This is a genomic window from Nonlabens tegetincola (assembly GCF_002117085.1).
In the GTDB taxonomy this organism is placed as follows: Bacteria; Bacteroidota; Bacteroidia; order Flavobacteriales; family Flavobacteriaceae; genus Nonlabens; species Nonlabens tegetincola.
Genome location: NZ_CP019342.1, coordinates 641,798 through 665,433, shown reverse-complemented (window position 1 = coordinate 665,433; position 23,636 = coordinate 641,798). Strand labels below are relative to the sequence as shown.

Sequence of the window (23,636 nt, the reverse complement as noted above, 5' to 3'; positions counted from 1 at the left end):
CAATTATTTAATTAAGTTGAATAATCTGTTATCCATTTAAGACGACTACTAGTTGTAGGAATATTCATATTGTAAAGAATTTTTACATTTACATAGCTAGACGTACCCCATAAAGGGTATTGAATAACGCTAGCCATTTAACTTAATTTACTCATTCTATAAACCAATTAATTATGAAAAGAATTTCACTTGCACTAATCGCCGTTGCAACTTTAATGACCGCCTGTAAAGAAGAAAAAAAGCCAGAAAAGATGCAGGAAATGGAAACGACAATTGAGAAGAAGGCAGCATCAATGGAATGCAATTACACTATCGATCAAGCTATAACGGTAGACTTTTATTACGAAGATGAAAATGTAATTCTTGCTTCAAAAGAAAATGCTCCTATCGTAAAAGCAGATTTTACCTGGGAACCTAGTGGAACCAACGATGAAACTGTAACTTTAGTAAGTGGTACGTTTCATACCATTGCTAATGATATAGGATACGTTACCGATGCTCAAATTATAAACGAAGATGATAAGTATAAAATGGTAATCGTTTTTGAAAAAGGCGCTCCCGACAATAAAACGATTGAATTTAACCAAAGTTTTAGTGGTGATTTTATCATGGATACTTCTTTAGATATTGATTACTGTGAGGGCACTGAAGAAGTTTCTAAACCTATCCTAATTGGTAATATGATGAAAAGAAAAATAAAATAAGACCTTCTTGAGAACAGTAGCCAGCCTCTTATTTTTATTTATTTCTCAATGGATTGTAGCTCAGGAATTTTCATATGTAGACTTACTTATCAATAATTATGATAATGAATATGAAACTACTCTAGCTATTGTAGATACATTGAACCTTGATGACTATTCAATATATGAGCAGTACCGCATTAAAATTGCAGAAAGTGCTGCTCAATATGGAATAGATCACGATGCTCCTGCTCATTACAATAGGCTTCTTGAACTTAAAAAATCATGTGATCCACAAGATTTGAAAAGTCTATTCTATATTAATGATGAATTAATATATGCCTATTTTTATGTAAGCGAGGTGCCTGATGGTTTTATGGATCTTATAGAGGTCAATAAAAAAATTGCTAAAAAATTAGAGGATCCCGATCTTGAGATTACTAGCTACCTATATTCAACAGGGTACTTAATCCATAATAATCAATATAACCAAGCAAAAAATGAATTGTGGAAGGCTAGAGAAATAGCAAAGGAATACAACAAAACTGAAGATATTTTTACTGTTGAAAGTAATCTTTCAGTAGTTTATCAACGTCAAGGATTGTTAGATTCTGCTTTAATTTTTCAAAAAAAATAGAAAAGTACTATTCTAAAATTAAGGATACTACTGGACTATATGGTAACTACAACAATACTGGACAGGTCTATAAAAGAATGGAGAATTATGAGAAATTTCTTGAGTATACGTTGAAAGCTCAAGAACTCGCTCCTGATAACCTAGACCTACTTAACCTTATTAATAATAAGAGAAATCTTGCTGAAGCCTACCACTATAACAACAAATACAAGCTGAGCAGCGAATTATTTGTTGATGTTCTTGATAACATTGACACCATTAATGCTAGACAAAGTGAGAATAAAATTCAAGAGCTTGAGGCTAAATATGAAACTGCTGAGAAAGAGAAAAAAATAGCAGAACAAGAAACTAAAAACGAACAAAATCAAAAGGTTATTATCGCGCTTATAGCAACAGCAATCCTTATAAGCGTTATAGGTTTGTGGTTTTATAACAACCAGCGTAAGAAAAAGCTTTTAGTAGAAAAAGAGAAGAAACTCATCATGGCCCAAAAAGATAAAATATTGAAAGAGCAAGAGTTATCTACTATCGATGCTATGATTGCTGGACAAGAAAAAGAACGAAAGGAAATAGCCACCGAATTACATGATGACCTAGGCAGTTCTCTTACCACTATGAAACTGCATTTTGAAAATTTAAAACGGCAAGCAGCTCAACAAGACAATAAGATTTATTTTGATAGAACAGAACAACTGCTTAACGATACTTATGAAAAAATTCGTCAAATGTCGCATAAACGCTTTACAGGTGTTCTAGCTAGTAAAGGTTTAATACCTAGTGTAGAGAGTCTAGCTCAAAAAATCAGTCAAAGTAAAGAGCTAGATGTCGAAGTGATCCACTATGGGCTAGACACGACATTAGAAAACAGTTTAGAATTATTGATTTTTAGAATCATACAAGAATTATTAAATAATATTATAAAACACGCACAAGCCAGCGAGGCCTTTATTAATCTAACTGCTTATGAAGACCATTTAAACATCATGATTGAAGACAACGGTATAGGGATGAATGTTGTATCAATTAAACCAACTGATGGAATGGGGCTATATAGTATAGAGAAAAAGGTAGAAAATACAGGAGGAACATTTGAAATAGACTCGCAACCTGGTTTTGGAACCACAATAACCATCGATATACCGTTATGATCAACCTACTAATTGCAGACGACCATGTATCCATTGTAGATGCAACTAAATTATTACTTGAAAATGATCCAGAAATTACCGTTATAGGAACTGCCCACGACGGCAAAGAATTGTTAGAAAACATCAAGCACCGTAATCCCGATATTATTCTATCAGACATAAGTATGCCTCGTATGAATGGTATTGAAATGTGTAAAACAATCAAGAAAACGCATCCAAAAATTAAGGTGATTTTTTTCTCTATGTTTGAACATGATGATGCTATAAACGATGCTATAAAAGCCGGTGCATCTGGGTACCTATTGAAACGTAGGCCACTAGAAGAAATCAGAAAAGCTATTATTGAAGTTTCAAGAGGTAAAAGTTATTTTGATAAAAATATTGCTGTCGAAGAAATTTACACAAAAGCCGATATTAAACCTAAACTGTCTCCTACTGAAAGAGTTATACTTAAACTAATAGCTCAAGGGAAACAAAGTTCCGAAATTGCAGAGATCCGGCATACCGCTGTAGGTACTATCATAAAGCATCGTAAAAACATGATTCAGAAGTTGGGGCTCAAAGGAAAAGGAGAACTAATGAGATACGCTTTATCGGTTCATAAACACTACAATTAACATTTGTTAATTAAATCCATGTTTTTATATATAAATTATTTTAAAAATACCCATTTAGGGGTACTTCTTCCCGCTTAGATGCTAATATATTTGGATAAGTAATAAGAGGATTTTCACAATCGACCAATACTTCTTTTATTAACTGAATTTTAGGGGGAAGAAAGTCTCTAGACTTTCATCAGACTGCCGGCTTATACAGCTGGCAGTTTTATTTTATATAGATTTGTCATACCTTTTTGGCCATTAATTCTATCAACCCTATGAAAGCATTAAAGTACTTTATCATCTTATTAGTAATTGGTATTATAGCCAGTGTAGTGTATTTCTCCCTTCAAGACGGAACATATAGTATTACTGAAGAATATACTATCGAAGCACCTACTCAAGTTATTTATGAGCAAATAGATGATTTTGAAAGTTGGAATAATTGGAATCCATGGACCATGCAAGATGGTATAAACTCGACAATGGGAGAACAAACAAGCGGTGTAGGTGGCTATTACACCTTTACAGATGAATATGGAAATGGTAAAATGACTATCACCAACGTAGACCCAAATAAGAAAATAGTCTTTGATATGCAGTACGATAGCGGATTTGCTGTTTCCAATAGTGAGGTAAGTATGATGATAATGCCAGAGGAAAAGGCAAATAAAGTTATTTGGAATATTAAAGGTGAGAATAGCCTAAAAGAAAAAATGCTCAACGCGATTTTTGGAATTGATTTAGAAAAGGAAATAAGACCTATGTATCAACAAGGCCTTAAGAATTTGGACAGTGTTATACAAAAAGAATTGAATAAATATACAGTATCAGTGGATGGAGTTCTTGATACAGGCGGCAGTTACTACTTATACATGTCGACAAGTGCAACAACAAAAACCATGGAAACCTTGCAAGAAAGTATGTTTCAAAACATAAAAAAGTACATGAATATTCATGATATAAAGCCATTTGGAAATCCAATGATCATTTTTGAAAAAAACGATCCTACTTTAGGTCAGTTAATATTTTCTGCTGCCATTCCTGTTAAAGATAGAATAGAAACTGAAACAGGCAGCAATGTTTTATGTGGTTTTACACCTTCAACTCAGGCCATAAAAACAACCTTAAAAGGAAAACATGAATTTTTAAATAAAGCCTGGGAAGAGGCAACAGCTTATAGAGTCTCGAATAATTTAGATGCCTCTGATATTTCTCCTTATATAGTTTATAGAGTCTCTAAAGATGAAACGGTAAATCCAGCAGCATATCTAACAGAAATTTATTTACCTATTCAAGAATGAAAAGCTTCTTTTTAGTTTTTATTGGTGGTGGCATAGGTAGTTACCTAAGGTATGCCGTTTCCATATACATGAATTCTGGTACAATAAAATGGTTACCTACCTTGATCGTAAATGTTCTAGGCTGCTTCTTATTGGGAATCTTATGGCAGTTGACTGAGCGTACAGATGGTATATCTCATCCTAGATATTTATTATTAGGAATAGGGTTTTGTGGTGGCCTTACCACCTTCTCAACCTTTTCATTAGAACTAGTAAAATTTATTAAAAATGGAGATTTTTTAAATGCAGGTCTTTATTTTTTCGGAAGTATGATACTAGGAATGATTATGCTGTACCTAGGATATAGCATTTTTAAATCATTTATTTAATCCAGTCCATTAATCAAGATATTAAAAAAAGATATCTCCTTAAATAAAAAAACCACGCTTATCAGCGTGGCTTTTTTATTTTGTGATCGCGACAGGATTCGAACCTGTGACCGTCTGCTTAGAAGGCAGATGCTCTATCCAGCTGAGCTACGCGACCATGCTTGTTCAATAAGCAAACGCTATTGTGAAAAGCGGTTGCAAATATACTATTATTTTGTTTTGGTAAAAATTAAAATTCGATTTTTGAGTAGAAATATTACATTTATTTCATAGACTATTGTTAATCAGCGTATCAAAACAACTTCTAAGTGTATCTTCGCAAATTATCATTTACCTATGAGGCGACTAGTAATCTTTCTTATTCTACTTTTAATCAATAGTTTATCTTTTAGTCAAAACTTCAAATCAGATAAATTCACATCTTTACAAGTTGAAGAAATGAATACCTGGCAACTACTAGCTTATGATGGAAAAAATGCGTTTAATGGTGTAGCCTACACCTATTCAAGGCCTTTTCACTGGCAACAAAGAGATTGGTTGCGTGCAGGTGCTACTGCTGGTCTTGTTGGCGGTTTGTATTTAGTTGATGAACAAACAAGCGATTGGGCACGCAGACAACAAGACAATATTCCAACTGTAATTAGTGATTTTGGATGGTACTTTGGAAGTCCTCAAAACAATTATGGCGTAACTGGTGGTATCTATTTGTACGGACTATTTACCAAAAGCCCTGAATGGAGGCGAACAGGTGTATTGATGATAAGTAGCGCAACCGCTGGTGGTCTTCTACAACAGTTTTTAAAATCTGTTACTGGACGTGGTAGACCAGAAACTGGTGTAGGAAAATCTGAATTTAGACCGTTTTCTGGCGAGTCCGGTTATAGATCATTCCCATCTGGCCATACTATTTTGTCATTCACCACAGCCTATGCGCTCGCAAAACATTTTGATAATCCCTGGGTAAAAGCCGGTATTTATACTCTAGGTTTAGTTTCACCTGCTTCACGTGTTTGGAAAGGAGCTCACTATTTAACCGATGTAGTTCTAAGTCTTGCTATTACGATTGCAACCGTAGAAGCCGTAGATAGATATTTAGATACTAGAAATGGATATGGCGAGCAGCGTTATGGGACTAAAAAACCTAAACAACGTTCCTACTCTCTCAGTTTTAGTGCGACTCCAAATACGGTAGGCCTAACGTTAAACTTTTAAACCAACCTTTCTAAAACATTAAAATACAAAGCATTAATCCTTTTTGAGATACTAAAAAATAAGTTTGGAACGTTATTTGAATTAAACAGTTTAAAAAACTGAATATGTTTCAATCTAAAAAATCAAAACTTTTTGCCAGCATAGCCTTAGATTTAGTAGGTATGTCATCTTACATCCTTCCATTTTTGGGAGAGACGACAGATTTATTTTGGGCACCCATAGCAGGTTACCTCATGACCCTACTCTACCCAGGAAAAACAGGTGTTGCAGCTGGTATTATTACTACAATAGAAGAATTGGTTCCTGGTATGGATATCATTCCTACCTTTACACTTACGTGGTTATTTACTTACGTTTTTAACAAATCAGATCAGAAACCAACTATAGACGTTCCTAGCAAATAAATAATATTTTTTGTTACGCTTTCGCGAAAGCGTAATTTAAAACAGACTACTTTGTCCCGTATCATCCACCGGTGGTTCTGGAAGATTATTATCTTCAGACTTATTGGTCGTAGGTTCATCTTTAGCATCAGTTTGTTGTGACGTTTCAAGATGTTCTTTTGAGGTGGTTATTTCATCATTTTCACTTTCATTTTCCTCCTGTACCTCATAGGGTAACGCATCTAATAAGTTAATTTGTTTCACTTTAGATTTAGTAAGCATATTACCCTGAGCTCCTATGCCTTTTACAGCGATAAATTCCTCAATATTAACCTCTTCATTAGGCGGCTGTTCTTTACCTCTAGGCTTATTAAAAACCAGCTCTGCCATAGGGCGATAATCAGTAGATATAACTTCCAGATAGGATCCTTGTACATCTGGAATAAAACCTTCTTCTCGTTCTGGGTTTTCTATAAGGAATCTTTTGATATAAAATAATTCCTTCTCACCGTGATAATAGATAACGCTAATAGGTTTTTTAGGCTCCCATTTTTCAAGGACTACCATATCATCATCAAATCTAGCAGTTACCTCAGGAATAATAGTCTTTGCGATACCTTTTTGATTGATAATAAGTAAACGATCTTCTCCCTTAAATTCACCTAGTAATTCACCACGACCGTCTACATTAAGACGCTGTACTGTATCATCAAACCAAATTTTTCTAGGTTTAAGTGTACTTACACCTTCTTCTTTAAGTTCGACCTTCTTAATGTTATACTTAGTTACGAGATTTCCTTTAGATGCTCTTCCTTTAATGAGGATTTCACTAAAATCTATATCCCATTTAAGCTTTTTAATACTGCCTTGCTGTCTTAAGTTTACTGTAACAACTTCAGCTTCACCATTAGGATTTGCACTGAAATAATGAACTACAGAACCTTTATCTGATTTACCCATAGGGTAAGCCCTATCTCGTGTCACACTAGTCACTGCAAATCTTTTTATATAACTAGGTCCTGACTTACCATCCTTATAGATAACGTTGTAAATGGTACGTTTGTCTTTTTTCTTAAATACAGCGACATGGATTATGTTTTTTCCTATAAAGGTTTTGGAATCCACCTTTGTCACCATCATCGTACCATCTTTTGTAAATACTATGATGTCATCAATGTCTGCACAATCACATACATACTCATCTCGTTTAAGAGCTGTACCTATAAAACCTTCTTCCCTATTAACATATAGTTTTGTGTTTCTAATAACTACTTTACTTGCTACTATATCCTCAAAGTTTTTCAGCTCAGTCTTGCGTTCTCTACCTTGACCATAATCCTTCTTGAGTTTAGTAAAGTAATCTATGGCAAATTCAATCAAATGTTCTAGATGATGTTTAAGTTCTGCAATGCGATCTTCTAGAGCCTGAATCTTTTGTTGTGCTTTATCAATGTCAAATTTTGAAATTCTCTTAATTCTAATTTCAGTTAACCTGACAATATCCTCTTCGGTTATTGCACGCTTTAGGTGTTTAATATGTGGTTTAAGTCCTTTATCGATTGCACTAATTACTCCTTCCCAAGTTTCTTCCTCTTCAATATCTCTATAAATTCTATTTTCAATAAATATTCTTTCTAGAGAAGCAAAGTGCCATTGTTCTTCAACCTCATGCAATAATATCTCAAGTTCTGACTTAAGTAATTGAACAGTATGATCTGCGCTACGACGCAACATATCAGAAACACCAATAAATAGTGGTTTATTATCCTCAATTACACAGCCTAATGGTGAAATACTTACCTCACAATTTGTAAAGGCATAAAGAGCATCCATGGTTTTATCTGGTGATAAACCACTAGGTAAATGAACCACGATTTCTACTTGTGCAGCAGTGTTGTCTTCTATACGTTTAATTTTAATTTTCCCCTTTTCATTTGCCTTTAAAATAGAATCAATAAGGGAACTTGTAGTAGTTGAGTATGGTATTTCTGTAATTACGATGGTGTTTTTTTCAGGCGAGTGCATCTTGGCACGCACTCTCACTTTACCGCCTCTTAAACCATCGTTATAATTTGAAATATCTGCCTCGCCGCCTGTTGGAAAGTCAGGATAAATTTTAAATCTTTTTCCTTGTAAATGCTTGATACTAGCATCAATGAGCTCATTGAAATTGTGAGGTAATACTTTGGTGCTCAAACCTACCGCAATACCTTCAGCACCTTGTGCAAGTAATAATGGAAATTTTACTGGTAAATTTATAGGTTCTTTTCTCCTACCATCATAACTAGATTGCCATTCCGTAATTTTAGGATTATACAATACCTCAAGAGCAAATTTTGAGAGTCTAGCTTCAATATAACGAGAAGCTGCTGCAGGATCACCAGTTAAAATATTACCCCAGTTACCTTGCATATCTATAAGAAGGTCCTTTTGACCAATTTGCACCATAGCATCACCTATACTGGCATCACCATGAGGATGGTACTGCATACAATGTCCTACGATATTGGCTACTTTGTTGTACCGCCCATCGTCTAAATCTTTCATCGATTGCATTATACGTCGCTGTACTGGTTTAAAACCATCCTCTATAGCTGGTACAGCGCGTTCCAATATCACGTAGCTTGCATAATCAAGAAACCATTCCTTGTACATTCCTGTAACTCTGGTTATAGTTTCAGTAGAATGCTGTTCTTGATTGCTACTGTTTAAATGCTCTAGTTCTTCGTGTTCTTCGCTCATTTACTCGTTTCAGTTATCTGCTATTAGTTAACTGTTGTTTTATTTGTATGTTCTTACTAAAAATACAATACATCCTCATCTATTGAAAAAGTGATCACCTTTAGATTTATAGGCTTTTATTATTAAAAAAGTACCCGATATGATCCACATAACAGTTGATAGTACAATTAAGTCTTCACCACCTAAATAATTACCATTTCCATAAGGAAACGCCCAGTGTAATATTTTGAACGTGCTTCCTATTAAAAAAAGTAGAACGGCTATCACAGCTGCGATTATAACATGTTTGAATTTAATCATACTACTCTTCTATCACATCCATTTCTACCTTAAGATTGTCAATAATAAATTCTTGACGATCTGGAGTGTTTTTACCCATATAGAACTTCAATAAATCATCGATACTCATACCATCGTCTAGCATCACTGGATCCAATCGCATGTCCTCGCCTATGAAATGAACAAACTCATCTGGACTGATTTCACCTAATCCTTTAAATCGAGTTATTTCTGGATTTTTACCTAATTCCATAAGTGCGGCAGCTCGTTCTTCTGGTGTGTAACAATACCTTGTTTCTTTTTTATTACGAACTCTAAATAAAGGTGTTTGTAAAATATACAAGTGCCCCTTTTTAATTAATTCAGGAAAAAATTGTAGGAAAAAAGTAATCAATAACAAACGTATATGCATACCATCCACATCGGCATCAGTTGCAATGACAATCTTGTTATAACGCAAATCCTCCATACTATCCTCAATATTGAGTGCAGCTTGTAGCAAGTTGAACTCTTCGTTTTCATAAACAATTTTTTTGCTCATGTTGTAAGAATTCAATGGTTTCCCGCGTAATGAGAATACCGCTTGTGTGTTTACGTTACGTGATTTTGTTATAGATCCACTTGCAGAATCACCTTCCGTTATAAATAAAGTACTATCGAGATTATTTTCTTTTTTAGTATCTCCTAGATGTACTCTACAATCCCTTAGTTTTTTATTGTGCAAACTAGCTTTTTTAGCTCTATCCCTAGCTAGTTTACGAATACCAGAAAGCTCCTTGCGTTCTCTTTCTGCTTGTATAATTTTCTTTTGAAGAGCCTCAGCAGTTTCTGGATGCTTGTGCAGGTAATTATCTAAATACGTTTTAATGAAATCGTTAATGAAAGTTCTAACAGTTGGTAAGTCTCCACCCATTTCTGTAGAACCTAATTTAGTTTTAGTTTGAGATTCAAAAACAGGATCCATCACCTTAATAGCCACAGCGCTTACAATGGATTTTCTAACATCGCTCGCATCATAGTTTTTCCCATAAAACTCACGCACAGTTTTTACTACACTCTCTCTAAAAGCAGCTTGATGCGTTCCACCTTGGGTGGTATTTTGACCGTTTGCAAAAGAATGATATTCTTCACTATACTGTGTTTTACTGTGAGTAATAGCTACCTCAATATCATCACCTCTCAAGTGTATTATTGGATACAGCCTATCGGATTCGGTAATTTTTTCACTTAATAAATCCTTTAGACCATGTTCAGAAAAATATTTTTCTCCGTTGTAGATAATGGTTAAACCTGGATTTAAGTACACGTAGTTCTTAAGCATGCGAGAGACATACTCAGGCCTAAATTTAAAATTTTTAAAGATTTCACCATCGGGAACGAAAGTCATTTTGGTACCTCGACGTCTTGATGTCTCTTCAAGAAAATCCTTGTCGGTAAGTTCACCTCTTTCAAACTCGGCACTTGCACTTTTCCCATCACGTGTAGATTCAACTCTAAAATAAGTGGAAAGAGCGTTCACTGCCTTAGTACCTACACCGTTTAATCCTACAGATTTTTTAAAGGCTTTACTATCGTATTTTCCACCAGTGTTCATTTTTGAGACAACATCAACCACCTTACCTAGTGGGATCCCACGTCCATAATCACGCACGATAACACGTTCACCTTGAATGGACACCTCGATAGTTTTTCCTGCACCCATCACATACTCATCAATTGAGTTGTCAATAACTTCTTTCAGTAGGATGTAGATACCATCGTCGGCACTAGATCCATCACCCAGTTTACCGATATACATCCCAGGACGCATTCTTATGTGTTCCTTCCAGTCTAATGACCTGATATTATCCTCAGTATATTGTACGTTTTCTGCCATATCCCATCTATCTGTAGTAGCTTGAAATATACTAATTGTAATGCTTATTCCGCTTTCGCGAAAGCGTAATTAATTAACAGAGTTTTATCTTTTATTGTGAATAACCCAATATAAAAAACCCATTCTACAGCAATAGAATGGGTTTAAAGATTTTCTATCCTTTATCACTATTTAATCTTCACAATTGACCATCATCTGAGTACATCCTGCAAAATTAGTTTCAAAAGAATCCTGAATATTATTATTGTTGTCATCGTTATCCAGATAATTCGGTATACCATCATTATCACAGTCACATGGCTTGAAGCTACTCATATCCTGATCTCCTCCTCCTCCAAAAACAGGATAATCTGGAACTACACCTACTGGTGTTGTTAATATGCAGTTGTTTATATTTAAATTAGTTAATGGGATCAATTGATAACTACTTGTAACATTAAGTTTGTTAGCAAAATTACCATTAGGATCAATACTTAAATCTGGAGAATTAACAAGAGCGTGAACCTCTAAAACATTTGTATCTATATCACCTATCGTGATAGTGGAATACCAACTAAACTGTTTTAAATCTGAATTATAAGAGCCTGAAGGTATAGTGACCTCTCTTATAAAGAAAGGAAACCCATCCCTAATAAATGCGATCTTTACTAATCTATCATTAAAACTAATATTATTTGCAGTAGCGTAATATTGATAAATGAAACCATTCGAATCACCGTCACACTCTTGAGATGGTATTATAACCGCGGAAATTTGTAGAGGGTTTTTAGAAATATCAGAACTTTCGGAAATCGGAAGCACTATGAGTCCATTAGAATCAAGAATTAAATTTGGGTTATTGTTTAAAATTTTTTGGGTTTCAGCATAAACACTTGAACCTTCTTCAATCATTGATAACATATCTTCTTCGGTTTCAAAATTTGAGCTACAAGAAATAAATGTTAGAGTGAAAATAAACATTGAAGTAATTGAAATTAAAATTCGCTTTTTCATATTTAATTAATTAATTTATTAATACTTACTCTTTCGTTTTTCAGTAAACACGGTAACCTTTTATTTGATTACAGCTCAAACCTATAACTTACTTAAATAGATTTTTAGAGAATTTCATATCTTTAAAAAAATGATTCATATTTCTCGTTTGTTATTTCATTTATAAAAAAAGCCAAGAATTTCATCTCGGCTTTCTGATACTTAATTTTAAAAATCTATTGAAATATCACTATTATTTGGTTTTAGAAAATTCGTAATATCATAATTGATATAGAAATGGAGAGCATTTTGCGGTATACTTTTTTTTGGCCTCGATAATATTATAGGTATATTCTCTTGTAAATTCTGATAGGAAACCATCACAATATCTCCGTAACATAACTTAGTAACAATATTTCCAGTTCCTGATTGATACCCGTAAAAAGCTTCTCTTGGTGTAGAATAAACCATAAGACCTTCACCCACAGGAATATTGTCTAAAGGATGACCTAAAATAATGATATCCGTTAAATCAGGTTGAGAAATACCATTAGGGAAATACAATTCAGTATCATTAACTAAATTATAGAGCTTATGATCTTCATAAATGTATCTATTAATCCATATCTGAGGATCAGCAGGACTAAAATTTAAACCGGATTTATTGTATATAGAATCTGCGCCAATTGGAGGAGGCACATTAGTTACATCTGGTCTAGGTCCTATACAATCTAAAAATACTAATTCTTCATTTAAAAATTTTTGAAATCTTTAGAGAAATTAACATTAATTGTTTCATCGTATAACAAATGCATGGATAAAGTATGATCCACAGGATTGATCATATTTTGGAAATGCTGTAGATGAACAGGATGTTTTTTTATGAACGAAATAATTAACCAAGAATTGAACTTGAGAAACTCTCGATGTTCCTGTTCAGTAGTAAACAAATAGACACTTTTGGAAGACGTATAAAAATCCTTTTGTTCATTGTTATAATCTAATGATAAGGTTTCATCTTGATGACATGAGATTATAGAAAAAAATAAAATAAGTAAAATTGAATATTTCATATCTAAAGCTTTAATTTTTAAAAATAATTTTCAAAATAGATTAATGTTACTTCACTTCAAATTATGCTTTTATTGTTTCAAATTATAAATCTTAAAATTCATTTATGAAAATATTCTATTTAACACTAATTTTCTATTTGGACCAGAGACTGGAACTTCCTGACCATTTAATAAAATCAAATAGCCTGATTTATTATAACTCGCAATCATATTTAAGTTCACAATATAAGATTGCTGACATCTAATAAACTTACTATCGGGTAAAATACTCAAGGCAAATTTTAAAGGTTTAGAAATCATAATTTTTTCTTGTTTGTAAGATGAAATGTAGTATAATTACCTTCTGAGCTACAGAATAATATATCATCATAATTTACTAAATAAATTGAATCAGCAGTTTTTAGAACAAGATTGTCAGAAGTTGTTTTAAATTCATTAGTTGAAACTTCTGACATGAAATTTGAATTAAACCGTTTTTTTTTTGATATAGTTCCTATCGCCGACGATAAACTTGTAACGAATTCTTCTTCTAGAATAGGTTTAAGAATATAATCAAAAGCTCCAATTTTAATAGCTTTTATTGCTTTATCATTATATGCTGTTATAAAAATAACTATACATTCGTGAAGATCAACATTATCCAAAATATCAAAACTAGTACCTCCTTTAATTTGTATATCTAAAATTAAAATGTCGGGACTTATTTGATTTATGAATTTTATTGATTCAATAACATTGTCACTTTCTGCCACTATCGTTATTTCACTATGAAAGTGTATAGAAATAAGCTCTTTTATCTCATCTCTTATATAGGTTTCATCCTCAATTAAAATGGTTTTTAACATATTTTAATTTAATTAATAGGTAAGTTAAAGCTTATCAAGGTTCCGGTTTTTCCATCATTTAGATTTGTAACTGAAATATGTTTTTTGTCATTTTATAAATAAAATTATTTATTAGATTAAACGATAATGAGCTATCGTTAAAACTGAAATCTTTAAATCCTTGACCGTTATCTTCAATTTCAACGTGTAGAAATGGTTTATAATTAATGTTCTTCGAAAACCTAATTTTTATATGACCCAAGTAGTCGATATTATTAAATCCATGTTCAATGCAGTTTTCAACGAATGGTTGAATTATCATGGGCGGAATTTTCACTAAATCATATCGATTAAAACCTATGTAATCTATTGAGTAAATAAATAAGTTTGGGAATCTTAAATTTTGTAATTCCAGATACTTTTCTACCATTTCTAATTCATCATATAAAGGAACATACTCTTGAGTAGAATTTATTAAGGATAGCCTAAGTAGTCTAGAGAATTTATTTAAATGATGAGTTGCATTTTTAGGATCTATCTTGATTTCCTTTCTTATAGAACTAATCATGTTAAAGGTAAAATGCGGGTTCATCTGAGATCTTAAAAGTCTTTGTTGCATTAACAAACTTTTTTCTAAATAAACCTTTTTGTTCCTAACATAAATCAAAGACCCTAAAGTTATTGATAATAGAAGAAAAAATGTTATAAGGCTTAGTTTGTTTTTAATTTCTAAATTATCAATTTCCATATTTTTTTTGCCAATAAGAGAGCTTGTTTTTGTTCTTTTTCTTTTTGTAAAGCGTTCAATTCTCTATTAATTTTTTCCTTATAAAATTTATTTTGAATAGCAATATTTTCATCCACAACAGTATTAATATGATCTACATTGATTTTATTTCTACCAGCTAAAGCTATCTCATATTTTAAAACATTTTTTCTTATACGATTACTAATATGTATTTGATTCAATTTATAGAAACTATCCAAATACACACGGGTCATATCGTATGACTTTTTTCTTAAATAACCTTCTGCAATATTTGCGTACTGAATCGCTTTGTTTTCAATTGACTCTATTGTATTAGATTCTTTGTAGATTTCTAATGAACGTTTATAATTATTAATAGCGTCATCGTAGTCTCCTTGAAAAAATTTTATAACTCCTAAATCGCCCAGTAATGATGCTCGTTCTGTTTTCGAGATATTATTATTAGATATTAGTAGAGAATCAATGATAACTGAAGCAGATTTATAATCCTTTCTGAGCTGTAATATATTGTTTTTGTGAATTAAGGTATTGACCTTGAAATACTCATTTTTTATTTCCAAAGCATTTAAATATGCTTTGTTATTGTAAGATAAAGCTATATTCAATTCATTTAATCTTGTATAAACAATCTGATATAAGCTATTCACATAATAACTGTGTAATGAGGTGTCATCATAACGAATCTCGGAAAAAGTCTTGATCATTGCTAAAGACTCTGCATAATTATCTTTAGAATTATAAATTTCAAATAAAAGTTTAATCGCTTTATAATCATCGAGCAGAGTTATTTCGGATTTGTATTTTAAAGATTTTTTTAAAGAAGTTCTTGACTTGTTCAGATTTCCTGACTTATAAAAAACTTCTCCAGCACGCAGATAATGTTGTTTTACAATTGATGAGTCAAGATCATAAATTAAATTATTTTCTAAACAAGAATCATTGTATTTTATTAAATTATGATTACCTACGTTATAATCTTGAAGGTTCTTAATAAAAATCCTTTTTACATCTTCGTTATAAGAATGTTTACTATTACAAGAAATAAAAATTACAAAAAGAAAAATTAAACTTCTGAGAAAAATAGACACCGGTAACTTTATAAATAAGAAGTCTAATATACTGTATACATCTTTAATATGGATTGGTAAAAGCTTCCTCGCTTTCGCGAAAGCGTAATTAATTAACAGAGTTTTATCTTTTATTGTGAATAAAAATCTTTTACAGTAATAAAGCCCATTATTATCGGTGGAAGGAGACTAAATGTAACCGAAGTTAAAATTAATTTGTTAACACCACTAATCTTATCGATCTGTCATTAAGCCTATTAAGTTTTTCATATACAGTTTATCGACCTACTAAGCCATATTTATCATATTCTTAGGTTTACATAGAAAAAAATAGATATTATGCTATGAATAGTTAATTTTTGATAAAATAATTAGTTTATCCCTATATTCAGAGCTCAAATGTTAACCCTAAATATTTATACATGAAGAAAATGTACTCAATTGGAGTATTAGCTCTGTTTATGCTAATCTCTACTTTAGCCATGGCCCAACAACGTGACTGTTCTACACATGATGATATGGAATATGCCATGGCACAAGACCCTAGCCTTGCCCAAAAAATCGCAAAAGAAGAACGATACATTCAACAAAAAGCCAATGATTTAATTCAACAAAAAGCCGTGAATGGAGCTGTTATAACCATTCCTGTTGTTGTTCATGTGATTTATAGCAATGCTACTCAAAATATAAGTCAAGCTCAAATTCAATCTCAAATTGATGTGCTCAACGAGGATTTTAGAAGAACTAATAGCGATCGAGATAACACATGGTCACAAGCAGCAGACATGCAAATAGAATTCTGTCTGGCACAAGTTGATCCTAATGGTAACCCTACCAATGGTATCACCCGTAAAGCTTCTAGTGTTACATCTTGGAATACCACGCAAAATAGAATGAAAAGTAGTGCAACTGGTGGTACCGACCCTTGGGATACCACTCAATATTTAAATATGTGGACTGTTTCTGCTCTTAATAGCAATGGTAGACCAGGTATTTTAGGATATGCTCAATTTCCTGGTGGAAACCGCGCAACTGATGGTGTTGTTATGGGATACAATTATTTTGGGCGTGTAGGCGCTGTTTCGGCACCATTTGATGGTGGAAGAACAACTACTCACGAGGTAGGTCACTTTTTAGGTTTGCGCCACATTTGGGGTGATGGACCTTGTGGTGCCGATGATTTTGTTGCAGACACACCAGAGTCTGACGCCTCAAATGGTGGTTGTCAAATTGGTAGTGTTTCTTGTGGATCTGTTGATATGGTCCAAAATTACATGGATTATTCTGATGATGCTTGTATGAACTTGTTTACCGCTGGACAAAAAGCACGTATGAGAGCCAATTTATTAAATGGAGGTTTTCATGCTGCGCTAGCGCAGTCTACAAAATGTACACCACCATCTGGTGGTGGTGATACAGGATGTAGCAGTACAATTGATAGTTTCCCTTATTCAAATGGATTTGAAAGTTCACTTGGTGGATGGACTCAAGATACTGGTGATTCTCTAGATTGGACTCGTAGATCTGGCACAACTCCATCAAGTAGCACAGGACCTAACGGTGCTGATGAAGGATCTTTTTACGTATACGTAGAGGCATCGGACCCTAATTTTAATAAAACTGCAATTTTAAATTCACCTTGTTTAGATTTTGCTGCTGGTTCTTCACCAGATGTTAGTTTTAGATATCAAATGACTGGTAATGCAGTAGGTACTCTTGAATTACAATCTAGGAATACAGGTAGTTCATCCTGGTCTACTCTTTTTACACAATCTGGAGATCAAGGAGCTTCATGGAAAACGGCTAATGCAACACTAAGTTCTAATGTAGAACAGTTAAGGCTTGTAGTTAATACAACAAATTCATGGCAAGGAGACATTGCTGTTGATGCTATATCTATTTCTGAAGGTGGTTCATCTGGTGGTGGTTCTGGATGTGCAAACGGTGTTTCAAGCTTCCCATATTCAGAAGGATTTGAAAATACTCTAGGACAATGGTCTCAAAATAATACAGATTCTTTAGATTGGACTTTACGATCTGGTGGAACTCCTTCAAGTAGTACAGGACCTAGCGGTGCTGCTCAAGGATCTTTCTATATTTATGTAGAAGCATCTAATCCTAATTTTAATAAAGTAGCAGCATTAGACTCACCATGTTTTGATCTTACTTCAACATCAAATGCCACACTTTCTTTCCAATATCAAATGACTGGTAATGCTGTAGGTTCATTAAGAGTGGATGCAAGTAATGGTGGTGCTTACTCCACAATATTTAGCGTTCAAGGAGATCAAGGAGCAGCATGGAGACAAGCAAATATTGATCTAGCTAGTTATGCAGGACAGGATGTACAATTGCGACTTGTGGTTAATACAACCTCATCTTGGCAAGGTGACATTGCTGTTGATGACTTAAGAATAACAACTGCCGCAGCGTCAACAGACAAATGTGATGGAGTTCCTGCTTACAACAGTAATAATTCCTACTCAGTAGGTGATCAGGTTGTTTATCAGAACTTCCTATTTGAATTACAACCTGGACAATGGGTTAATCTAGGTGAATGTGGTACAGCAAGAGATTCTAATAATTCACAAGTATCTATTCCTGTAAATGCTATCAGTGTTTACCCTAATCCTGTAAGAGATATTCTATTTACTACTGGTATAGATCAACAATCTACGTATGTAATATACGATTTGACAGGACGCAAGGTAGCAAGCGGTGCTGTGATGAAAGAAGGTATAATCGTTGGTGATTTAAATCCTAATGTTTATATCATACAACTTCAAGCAAATGGAACAACAGTTTCACGTAAGTTTGTTAAAAAGTAAATGATTTAATTGCTTAAGAAAAGGCTGCCTTTTGAAGGCAGCCTTTTTTTATTATACCCTAAATAAGTGTTGTGATTTTTATCACCTACCAAATAAAAAAGCCGATTTACAAATTGTAAACCGGCTTTTTTTTGTTTCTCTAGTTTCTCCTTCTTATAGGTAACAATTTAATTGTCATAAACAATAACAAAATGAAAGGTAAGCTGTGTAAGATTAGATCGAAATAATCCATAAACTTCATACCCTTTGCTCCTCCTAAAAGCCAGCGCCATTTCCCAACCACATGAGGTTCTGGTATAAAAGGAGCTAAACCAAAGGTGAGGCTACCTATTAAAGCTACGAGAAAGTAGGTAACATTTTTTCTACTACTCATTTTTAAAAGTATCGATAGACACTTGCTTCATTTTTTGAACGTAGGGTTGCCAGTGAGTATTAAGTAGAGATTTAGTCTCCTTAACTGCTTTATCAACTGCATTTTCTGCATGTTCATACAGTTGAGCTTCTGTAGCTGTTTGAGAACTTTGACGACTACCTATATAACTTTGAGCTGCATACAGTCTATTAAGAACAGTAATTTCGGGATTCCTAGTAATTCCTTGGCGTTTATCTACCTTACCAAAGTATTTTTCTTGCTCCTTCTTCAATGTATCTACCATTTTCTCAGTCGCCTCAATTTCGTTTTTATAAGACTCCTTATCTAATTTTGATAAATAGGATTTAAAGTTGCTGGCTTTTTCAATATTCTCTGCCAATTTATCGGTAACCTCAGAAATTTTTACCGTTAATTGTTCAAGTTTTTTCAGAGCATCATATTTCTCTTTGGCATGAACATCTGTATATTCAGTAATTCTAGGATCGTCTTGGACTTTTATCATGGTTGTACTTACAACGTCATTATAGACTAGTTGCGCCTTGTAGTCTCCTGGCAAAACTCTTAATCCTGATGGTTCTCTCGTACTCTTTCTTACTGATTTTGAAGGTCTATTAACTCCTTTTTCTGTAAGATTCCATCTCCATGAATAAATACCTTCTTCTTTTGGAGCTTTTCTTTTCAAGGTGCGTATAAGTTCTTCTCCTCTGTAAATTTTAAGCATTAAGGAGTCTGTTTTTGTGGAGTCCTTCGCTACGGTTGGATCCTTTTTAAAGTAGTATTTGAACCTACCGCCAGTATCTCTATTCTCTCCATGGAACATCGCATCTGCTCCAAATCTACTACCAGTAGGCTGTTGAAATCTTGCCATATACGCAACTGGTGGTTCAAATAGAGCTATGTTTGATTGTGAGTTCGCTTTCGCGAAAGCGATAAATGGAGCTAAATCATCTAAAACCCAAGCTGCTCTACCAAAGGTTCCTATCACCAAATCATTTTCTCGAGGATGGATTACCATATCCTTAACCGAAACTGTTGGGAAACCATGTGTGTATTTTTGCCAGTTTTTACCAGCATTAAAACTCACATAAAGACCATCGTCTGTACCAAGAAACATCAAATTATTTTCTTCAGGATGCTCTATAATGCTTAAGGTATAGCTTACTACATCGTCTTTATCAACAATACGTTCCCAGCTTTTACCATAATTTGTAGTACGGTATGCGTATGGCTCGTAATTAAAACGACGGTAATCGTTTGCAATAAGTAAAGCGTGTCCTTTTTTAGATTTACTTGCTTTGATTTGTGCAATCCAGCTACCTTGTGGTAAACCTTTTAGTCCTTTTGAAATATCAGTCCAACTTTCTCCTCCATTTTTAGTAACGTGTACTCGACCATCATCTGTTCCTACGTAAAGGACATCCTTTTCAACATCACTAGGTTCGATTACTAAAATGGTTGTGTGATTTTCGGCACCTGTTGCATCCATTGTTAAACCACCTGATTCAGATTGTTTTTGTTTCTCTGGATCGTTTGTGGTAAGATCGGGTGATATTACCTTCCAGGTCAAACCTTTATCGGTTGATTTGTGTACAAATTGGCTTCCGAAATATAAAGTTTTGGTATCAAATGGATCAATATTAATGGCTGCATTCCAATTGAATCTCAATTGAACGTCTGGATCAGGATGAGTAGGTCTTACACTGTAATTATTTCCAGTTTTCCAGTCGTAACGACTTACAAAACCTTGTTGACTCATACTATAACCGAATTGATTGTTATCAGGATCTGGAACAACGTCAAATCCATCACCAAAACTAATTTCCTGCCAATAACTGTTACGAATTCCCTGAGCTCTCCAAACATATGCTGGACCACGCCAGCTACCGTTATCTTGCATTCCTCCATATACGTTATAAGGGAATTCATTATCTACGTTAATATGGTAAAATTGCGCTACTGGTAAATTACCAATAAATCTCCATGTTTTACCTCTATCATAAGTGATATTAAGTCCACCATCATTCCCATCAAGCATAAATTTTCCATTTTTAGGATGAATATACCAAGCATGATGATCGGGATGAACGCCATTATTTGCTCCGTAAGCTGGCATTAATTGGGTAAAGTTTTTTCCACCATCTTCAGATACGTTTACGTAAGTAAAAATAGAATATACTCTATTCTCATTTTGTGGATCTACATAAATCTCAGAATAGTAAAAAGGCCTATTCCCTATATCGCTTTTATCATTTATTTTTTTCCAGTTAAATCCTCCATCTGTAGACTTATACAAAGCATTCTTTTTAGATTCAACTAGTGCATATACTATATTAGGTTCACTAGGAGCTATAGCGACACCGATTCTACCTAGGTCTCCTTTAGGCAAACCATCTTTTTCGGTTATTTTTTTCCAATTTTTTCCAGCGTCATGTGTGATGTACAAGCCTGAACCAGATCCACCAGATTTAAAAAACCACGGATCTCTTTTGTGTTCCCACATAGCAGCTATTAGTTTATTAGGATTAGTAGGATCCATTACTAAATCTGCAGCACCAGATGACTCATTGGTAAATAAAACTTTTTCCCAATTTTTACCACCATCGGTAGTTTTATAAACTCCTCGCTCCTTATGAACACCCCAAGGTGAACCTATCGCAGCTGCGTAAACAACATCTGGATTTGTGGGATCTATGATAACACGATGGATGTGGCGAGTTTTTTCAAGCCCCATACAAGTCCAGCTTTTACCACCATCTAGTGATTTGTAAATACCATAACCACCGTTCAAACTATTACGAGGATTACCTTCACCAGTACCTACCCATATTACGCTAGGATTGCTTTGTTGTACAGCAACAGCTCCTATAGAGGCTGTTTTTTCATTATCGAATATAGGATTCCAGGCTACACCACCGTTTTCACTTTTCCATAAGCCACCGCTAGCGGTACCTGCATAAATTATTTCAGGTTGATTTTCAACAACATCAATAGATGTTACACGACCAGACATTCCACCTGGGCCAATATTTCTAGGTTTTAAATCTTTGAATAAATCAAGGTTTACTTCTTGTGCATTGGTGATCATAACCGCTGCCAAAAAGCAAAATAAAAGAATACGTTTCATGAGTTATTTTAGTTAAGAGCACTAAAATACAAACGAATGACAAAAAGAAATCATTAAAAACTTGTTAACGCTACTAATTTAATAAAGCAGGATTGAATTGCTTTCGAGGTTCTTGCACACTAGGAGTAACGATTCCCATTGACGTATTGGATTTATACCATCTTTCTCTAGTTCGTTTAAATTTCTCGTAATCTAACAGATCATAGATATCAAATTCAAATTCCTCACTATTACTTAAGGTCATTTTACCATCTGGGAAAATGACTATTAAACTACCTAAATGATTAGAATATTCAGGTAAAAAAGTTTTTCTAATATTATCCTCAAAATCATAATATCCTTCTTCTGGTATGTATAGAGAACCTGGTTCAACTACATGAAAATATTTTTGATTATCCTCTCGTTCTACCGTTCTTTTTAATCGGCGTTTTATCTCATATATTAAACTGTAATCTTGGTACGTATAGTATTTATTAAAATCAATTACTATGGTATCATTACGCTCTACTACTTGGCCTGAGATATCAAATAAATAATCTGCCAGATTATTACGCAATACCGTATCAATGGTTTTTACTTCATCCATTTCATGTATCACCTTAAATACTTTAGTTTGATTGAGTGTAAAGTACTCAATCTTTTTTACCAATTGATTAGTTTTAGGAACTTTTGTAGGCTGTAACAAGTTATTTACTGTTACAATCTCCTCGGTCACAGAATCATTTTTTACAGGTTTATAATCTTTAATACTTATCCATTTCCTTTGATTAAGAGAAGCATAAGTAATCATAAAATCTACAGGTTCAATAAACGAGTTTTCTTCTGATAGATAAAAAAATGACGCAGTACTTATTTTAGAATTGAAGTAAGTGTACTTAAAGTAATTTAAATCATCATTATATATTCCTGGTAGTTTTATATTAAACGGATTAGGCCCAGCAACAATTAGAATATTACCCAAGGATTTATTTATCTCTCTGAATATAATAGCATATTCTCGTGTGTACCAATGTTTAGAAATTAGTAATTCATCCCTTACTAGGGTTGCCTCTTCAATAGTTGGATAATAAAGAATTATTAAAGGCTGCTCAGTATCAAAACTATTTCCTGTGATTTGATTTATAGTATTAATTTCTTCATTAAAATTGGAGACCTCTACAATTTTTCGTCTCAGTCGTAATTCATTCACTTGATTATCCATACTGGTTATATCAAGTAAGCTATCACTACCCTTACGCTTTAATTTCCTAAACTCTTTTTTCGTCAACGCCTCACCAAACTGATCGAAGTATAGCTTTTGAGCATTAATCTGAGACGAGAAAAATGTAACGATTATAATTAGGTAAACTGGAAATTTGGTAAAATTCACAGTATT

The 23,636-nt window shown here is 33.6% G+C and carries 23 protein-coding genes and 1 tRNA gene; 9 read left to right on the top strand and 15 right to left on the bottom strand.

The genetic code is table 11. The features are described 5' to 3' along the window. Positions 1-11: 11 nt before the first annotated feature. Complete coding sequence (locus BST91_RS13365) at positions 12-137, bottom strand: hypothetical protein (RefSeq protein ID WP_262497007.1); 126 nt, start codon at positions 135-137, stop codon at positions 12-14. Between the two features lie 36 nt (positions 138-173). On the opposite strand from BST91_RS13365, the gene BST91_RS03335 reads away from it, so the two are divergent. The 6 genes from BST91_RS03335 (at position 174) to crcB (ending at position 4,739) form a co-directional block, all read left to right on the top strand. Then, positions 174-704 (top strand): hypothetical protein, encoded by a 531-nt coding sequence (locus tag BST91_RS03335; RefSeq protein ID WP_085774445.1) that lies wholly within the window; start codon positions 174-176, stop codon positions 702-704. Between the two features lie 7 nt (positions 705-711). Continuing rightward, the gene (locus BST91_RS03330; protein ID WP_085774444.1) at positions 712-1,320 is read left to right on the top strand and encodes a hypothetical protein; all 609 of its coding nucleotides are present in this window, start codon (positions 712-714) and stop codon (positions 1,318-1,320) included. Positions 1,321-1,397: 77 nt separating this feature from the next. Beyond that, the gene (locus BST91_RS03325) at positions 1,398-2,468 is read left to right on the top strand and encodes a sensor histidine kinase (protein WP_085774443.1); all 1,071 of its coding nucleotides are present in this window, start codon (positions 1,398-1,400) and stop codon (positions 2,466-2,468) included. Beyond that, a complete protein-coding gene (locus tag BST91_RS03320; RefSeq protein ID WP_042278380.1) occupies positions 2,465-3,085 on the top strand; it encodes a response regulator transcription factor in 621 nt (206 codons plus the stop codon). Before BST91_RS03325 ends, BST91_RS03320 begins: the two co-directional genes overlap by 4 nt. A gap of 260 nt (positions 3,086-3,345) precedes the next feature. Next, complete coding sequence (locus BST91_RS03315) at positions 3,346-4,371, top strand: SRPBCC family protein (RefSeq protein WP_085774442.1); 1,026 nt, start codon at positions 3,346-3,348, stop codon at positions 4,369-4,371. After that, positions 4,368-4,739 (top strand): fluoride efflux transporter CrcB, encoded by a 372-nt coding sequence (crcB, locus tag BST91_RS03310; protein WP_060522825.1) that lies wholly within the window; start codon positions 4,368-4,370, stop codon positions 4,737-4,739. The genes BST91_RS03315 and crcB overlap by 4 nt, the downstream gene beginning before the upstream one ends. 83 nt (positions 4,740-4,822) lie before the next feature. Here the strand turns inward: crcB and BST91_RS03305 are convergent. Continuing rightward, positions 4,823-4,896, bottom strand: a tRNA-Arg gene (locus tag BST91_RS03305). 179 nt (positions 4,897-5,075) lie between these two features. Between BST91_RS03305 and BST91_RS03300 the strand changes: the two genes are divergently transcribed. Beyond that, the gene (locus BST91_RS03300) at positions 5,076-5,951 is read left to right on the top strand and encodes a phosphatase PAP2 family protein (protein WP_085774441.1); all 876 of its coding nucleotides are present in this window, start codon (positions 5,076-5,078) and stop codon (positions 5,949-5,951) included. Between the two features lie 104 nt (positions 5,952-6,055). Beyond that, positions 6,056-6,355: a hypothetical protein gene (locus BST91_RS03295; protein WP_042278290.1), complete on the top strand. Its 300-nt coding sequence runs from the start codon at positions 6,056-6,058 to the stop codon at positions 6,353-6,355. Between the two features lie 36 nt (positions 6,356-6,391). Here the strand turns inward: BST91_RS03295 and BST91_RS03290 are convergent, their stop codons facing one another. From BST91_RS03290 to BST91_RS03245, 10 genes are all read right to left on the bottom strand, one after another. Then, positions 6,392-9,076, bottom strand: a complete 2,685-nt coding sequence (locus tag BST91_RS03290; RefSeq protein ID WP_085774440.1) for a DNA gyrase/topoisomerase IV subunit A — start codon at positions 9,074-9,076, stop codon at positions 6,392-6,394. A 75-nt stretch (positions 9,077-9,151) separates the two neighbouring features. Continuing rightward, positions 9,152-9,376 carry a hypothetical protein gene (locus BST91_RS03285; RefSeq protein WP_085774439.1) on the bottom strand — a complete coding sequence of 75 codons (225 nt, stop codon included), beginning with the start codon at positions 9,374-9,376 and terminating at the stop codon, positions 9,152-9,154. Position 9,377: 1 nt separating this feature from the next. After that, on the bottom strand, positions 9,378-11,231 hold the full coding sequence (locus tag BST91_RS03280; RefSeq protein ID WP_042278285.1) for a DNA topoisomerase IV subunit B: 1,854 nt from the start codon (positions 11,229-11,231) through the stop codon (positions 9,378-9,380). Between the two features lie 171 nt (positions 11,232-11,402). Beyond that, complete coding sequence (locus BST91_RS03275) at positions 11,403-12,224, bottom strand: hypothetical protein (protein WP_157546880.1); 822 nt, start codon at positions 12,222-12,224, stop codon at positions 11,403-11,405. 207 nt (positions 12,225-12,431) lie between these two features. Beyond that, positions 12,432-12,902, bottom strand: coding sequence for a hypothetical protein (locus BST91_RS03270; protein ID WP_085774437.1), 471 nt, complete (start codon positions 12,900-12,902; stop codon positions 12,432-12,434). Between the two features lie 53 nt (positions 12,903-12,955). Then, positions 12,956-13,276, bottom strand: coding sequence for a hypothetical protein (locus BST91_RS03265; protein WP_085774436.1), 321 nt, complete (start codon positions 13,274-13,276; stop codon positions 12,956-12,958). Between the two features lie 102 nt (positions 13,277-13,378). Beyond that, complete coding sequence (locus tag BST91_RS13510) at positions 13,379-13,576, bottom strand: LytTR family DNA-binding domain-containing protein (RefSeq protein WP_085774435.1); 198 nt, start codon at positions 13,574-13,576, stop codon at positions 13,379-13,381. Beyond that, complete coding sequence (locus tag BST91_RS03255; protein WP_085774434.1) at positions 13,573-14,121, bottom strand: LytR/AlgR family response regulator transcription factor; 549 nt, start codon at positions 14,119-14,121, stop codon at positions 13,573-13,575. Before BST91_RS03255 ends, BST91_RS13510 begins: the two co-directional genes overlap by 4 nt. Before the next feature lie 58 nt (positions 14,122-14,179). Further along, complete coding sequence (locus BST91_RS03250) at positions 14,180-14,668, bottom strand: histidine kinase (protein WP_244895683.1); 489 nt, start codon at positions 14,666-14,668, stop codon at positions 14,180-14,182. Positions 14,669-14,829: 161 nt separating this feature from the next. Then, positions 14,830-15,957, bottom strand: coding sequence for a tetratricopeptide repeat protein (locus BST91_RS03245; protein ID WP_085774432.1), 1,128 nt, complete (start codon positions 15,955-15,957; stop codon positions 14,830-14,832). A 401-nt stretch (positions 15,958-16,358) separates the two neighbouring features. Between BST91_RS03245 and BST91_RS03240 the strand changes: the two genes are divergently transcribed. After that, positions 16,359-18,764 (top strand): M43 family zinc metalloprotease, encoded by a 2,406-nt coding sequence (locus BST91_RS03240; protein ID WP_085774431.1) that lies wholly within the window; start codon positions 16,359-16,361, stop codon positions 18,762-18,764. Between the two features lie 139 nt (positions 18,765-18,903). Here BST91_RS03240 and BST91_RS03235 read toward each other — a convergent pair whose 3' ends face one another. The 3 genes from BST91_RS03235 to BST91_RS03225 all read right to left on the bottom strand — a co-directional run bounded on the left by BST91_RS03235 (position 18,904) and on the right by BST91_RS03225 (position 23,630). Then, positions 18,904-19,137 carry a hypothetical protein gene (locus BST91_RS03235; protein ID WP_085774430.1) on the bottom strand — a complete coding sequence of 78 codons (234 nt, stop codon included), beginning with the start codon at positions 19,135-19,137 and terminating at the stop codon, positions 18,904-18,906. After that, positions 19,130-22,261: a VPS10 domain-containing protein gene (locus tag BST91_RS03230; RefSeq protein ID WP_085774429.1), complete on the bottom strand. Its 3,132-nt coding sequence runs from the start codon at positions 22,259-22,261 to the stop codon at positions 19,130-19,132. The genes BST91_RS03235 and BST91_RS03230 overlap by 8 nt, the downstream gene beginning before the upstream one ends. A 73-nt stretch (positions 22,262-22,334) precedes the next feature. Beyond that, complete coding sequence (locus tag BST91_RS03225) at positions 22,335-23,630, bottom strand: hypothetical protein (protein WP_157546879.1); 1,296 nt, start codon at positions 23,628-23,630, stop codon at positions 22,335-22,337. Positions 23,631-23,636 lie beyond the last annotated feature (6 nt).

Excerpts from the sequence above, each read along its gene's own strand:
- BST91_RS03280 (WP_042278285.1), bottom strand. The coding sequence starts at position 11,231 with ATGGCAGAAAACGTACAATATACTGAGGATAATATCAGGTCATTAGAC.
- BST91_RS03285 (WP_085774439.1), bottom strand. The coding sequence starts at position 9,376 with ATGATTAAATTCAAACATGTTATAATCGCAGCTGTGATAGCCGTTCTA.
- BST91_RS03250 (WP_244895683.1), bottom strand. The coding sequence starts at position 14,668 with ATGATTAGTTCTATAAGAAAGGAAATCAAGATAGATCCTAAAAATGCA.
- BST91_RS13365 (WP_262497007.1), bottom strand. The coding sequence starts at position 137 with ATGGCTAGCGTTATTCAATACCCTTTATGGGGTACGTCTAGCTATGTA.
- BST91_RS03290 (WP_085774440.1), bottom strand. The coding sequence starts at position 9,076 with ATGAGCGAAGAACACGAAGAACTAGAGCATTTAAACAGTAGCAATCAA.
- BST91_RS03235 (WP_085774430.1), bottom strand. The coding sequence starts at position 19,137 with ATGAGTAGTAGAAAAAATGTTACCTACTTTCTCGTAGCTTTAATAGGT.
- BST91_RS03240 (WP_085774431.1), top strand. The coding sequence starts at position 16,359 with ATGAAGAAAATGTACTCAATTGGAGTATTAGCTCTGTTTATGCTAATC.
- crcB (WP_060522825.1), top strand. The coding sequence starts at position 4,368 with ATGAAAAGCTTCTTTTTAGTTTTTATTGGTGGTGGCATAGGTAGTTAC.
- BST91_RS03300 (WP_085774441.1), top strand. The coding sequence starts at position 5,076 with ATGAGGCGACTAGTAATCTTTCTTATTCTACTTTTAATCAATAGTTTA.
- BST91_RS03265 (WP_085774436.1), bottom strand. The coding sequence starts at position 13,276 with ATGAAATATTCAATTTTACTTATTTTATTTTTTTCTATAATCTCATGT.
- BST91_RS03320 (WP_042278380.1), top strand. The coding sequence starts at position 2,465 with ATGATCAACCTACTAATTGCAGACGACCATGTATCCATTGTAGATGCA.
- BST91_RS03315 (WP_085774442.1), top strand. The coding sequence starts at position 3,346 with ATGAAAGCATTAAAGTACTTTATCATCTTATTAGTAATTGGTATTATA.
- BST91_RS03275 (WP_157546880.1), bottom strand. The coding sequence starts at position 12,224 with ATGAAAAAGCGAATTTTAATTTCAATTACTTCAATGTTTATTTTCACT.
- BST91_RS03295 (WP_042278290.1), top strand. The coding sequence starts at position 6,056 with ATGTTTCAATCTAAAAAATCAAAACTTTTTGCCAGCATAGCCTTAGAT.
- BST91_RS03255 (WP_085774434.1), bottom strand. The coding sequence starts at position 14,121 with ATGTTAAAAACCATTTTAATTGAGGATGAAACCTATATAAGAGATGAG.
- BST91_RS03230 (WP_085774429.1), bottom strand. The coding sequence starts at position 22,261 with ATGAAACGTATTCTTTTATTTTGCTTTTTGGCAGCGGTTATGATCACC.
- BST91_RS13510 (WP_085774435.1), bottom strand. The coding sequence starts at position 13,576 with ATGATTTCTAAACCTTTAAAATTTGCCTTGAGTATTTTACCCGATAGT.
- BST91_RS03335 (WP_085774445.1), top strand. The coding sequence starts at position 174 with ATGAAAAGAATTTCACTTGCACTAATCGCCGTTGCAACTTTAATGACC.
- BST91_RS03325 (WP_085774443.1), top strand. The coding sequence starts at position 1,398 with ATGGAGAATTATGAGAAATTTCTTGAGTATACGTTGAAAGCTCAAGAA.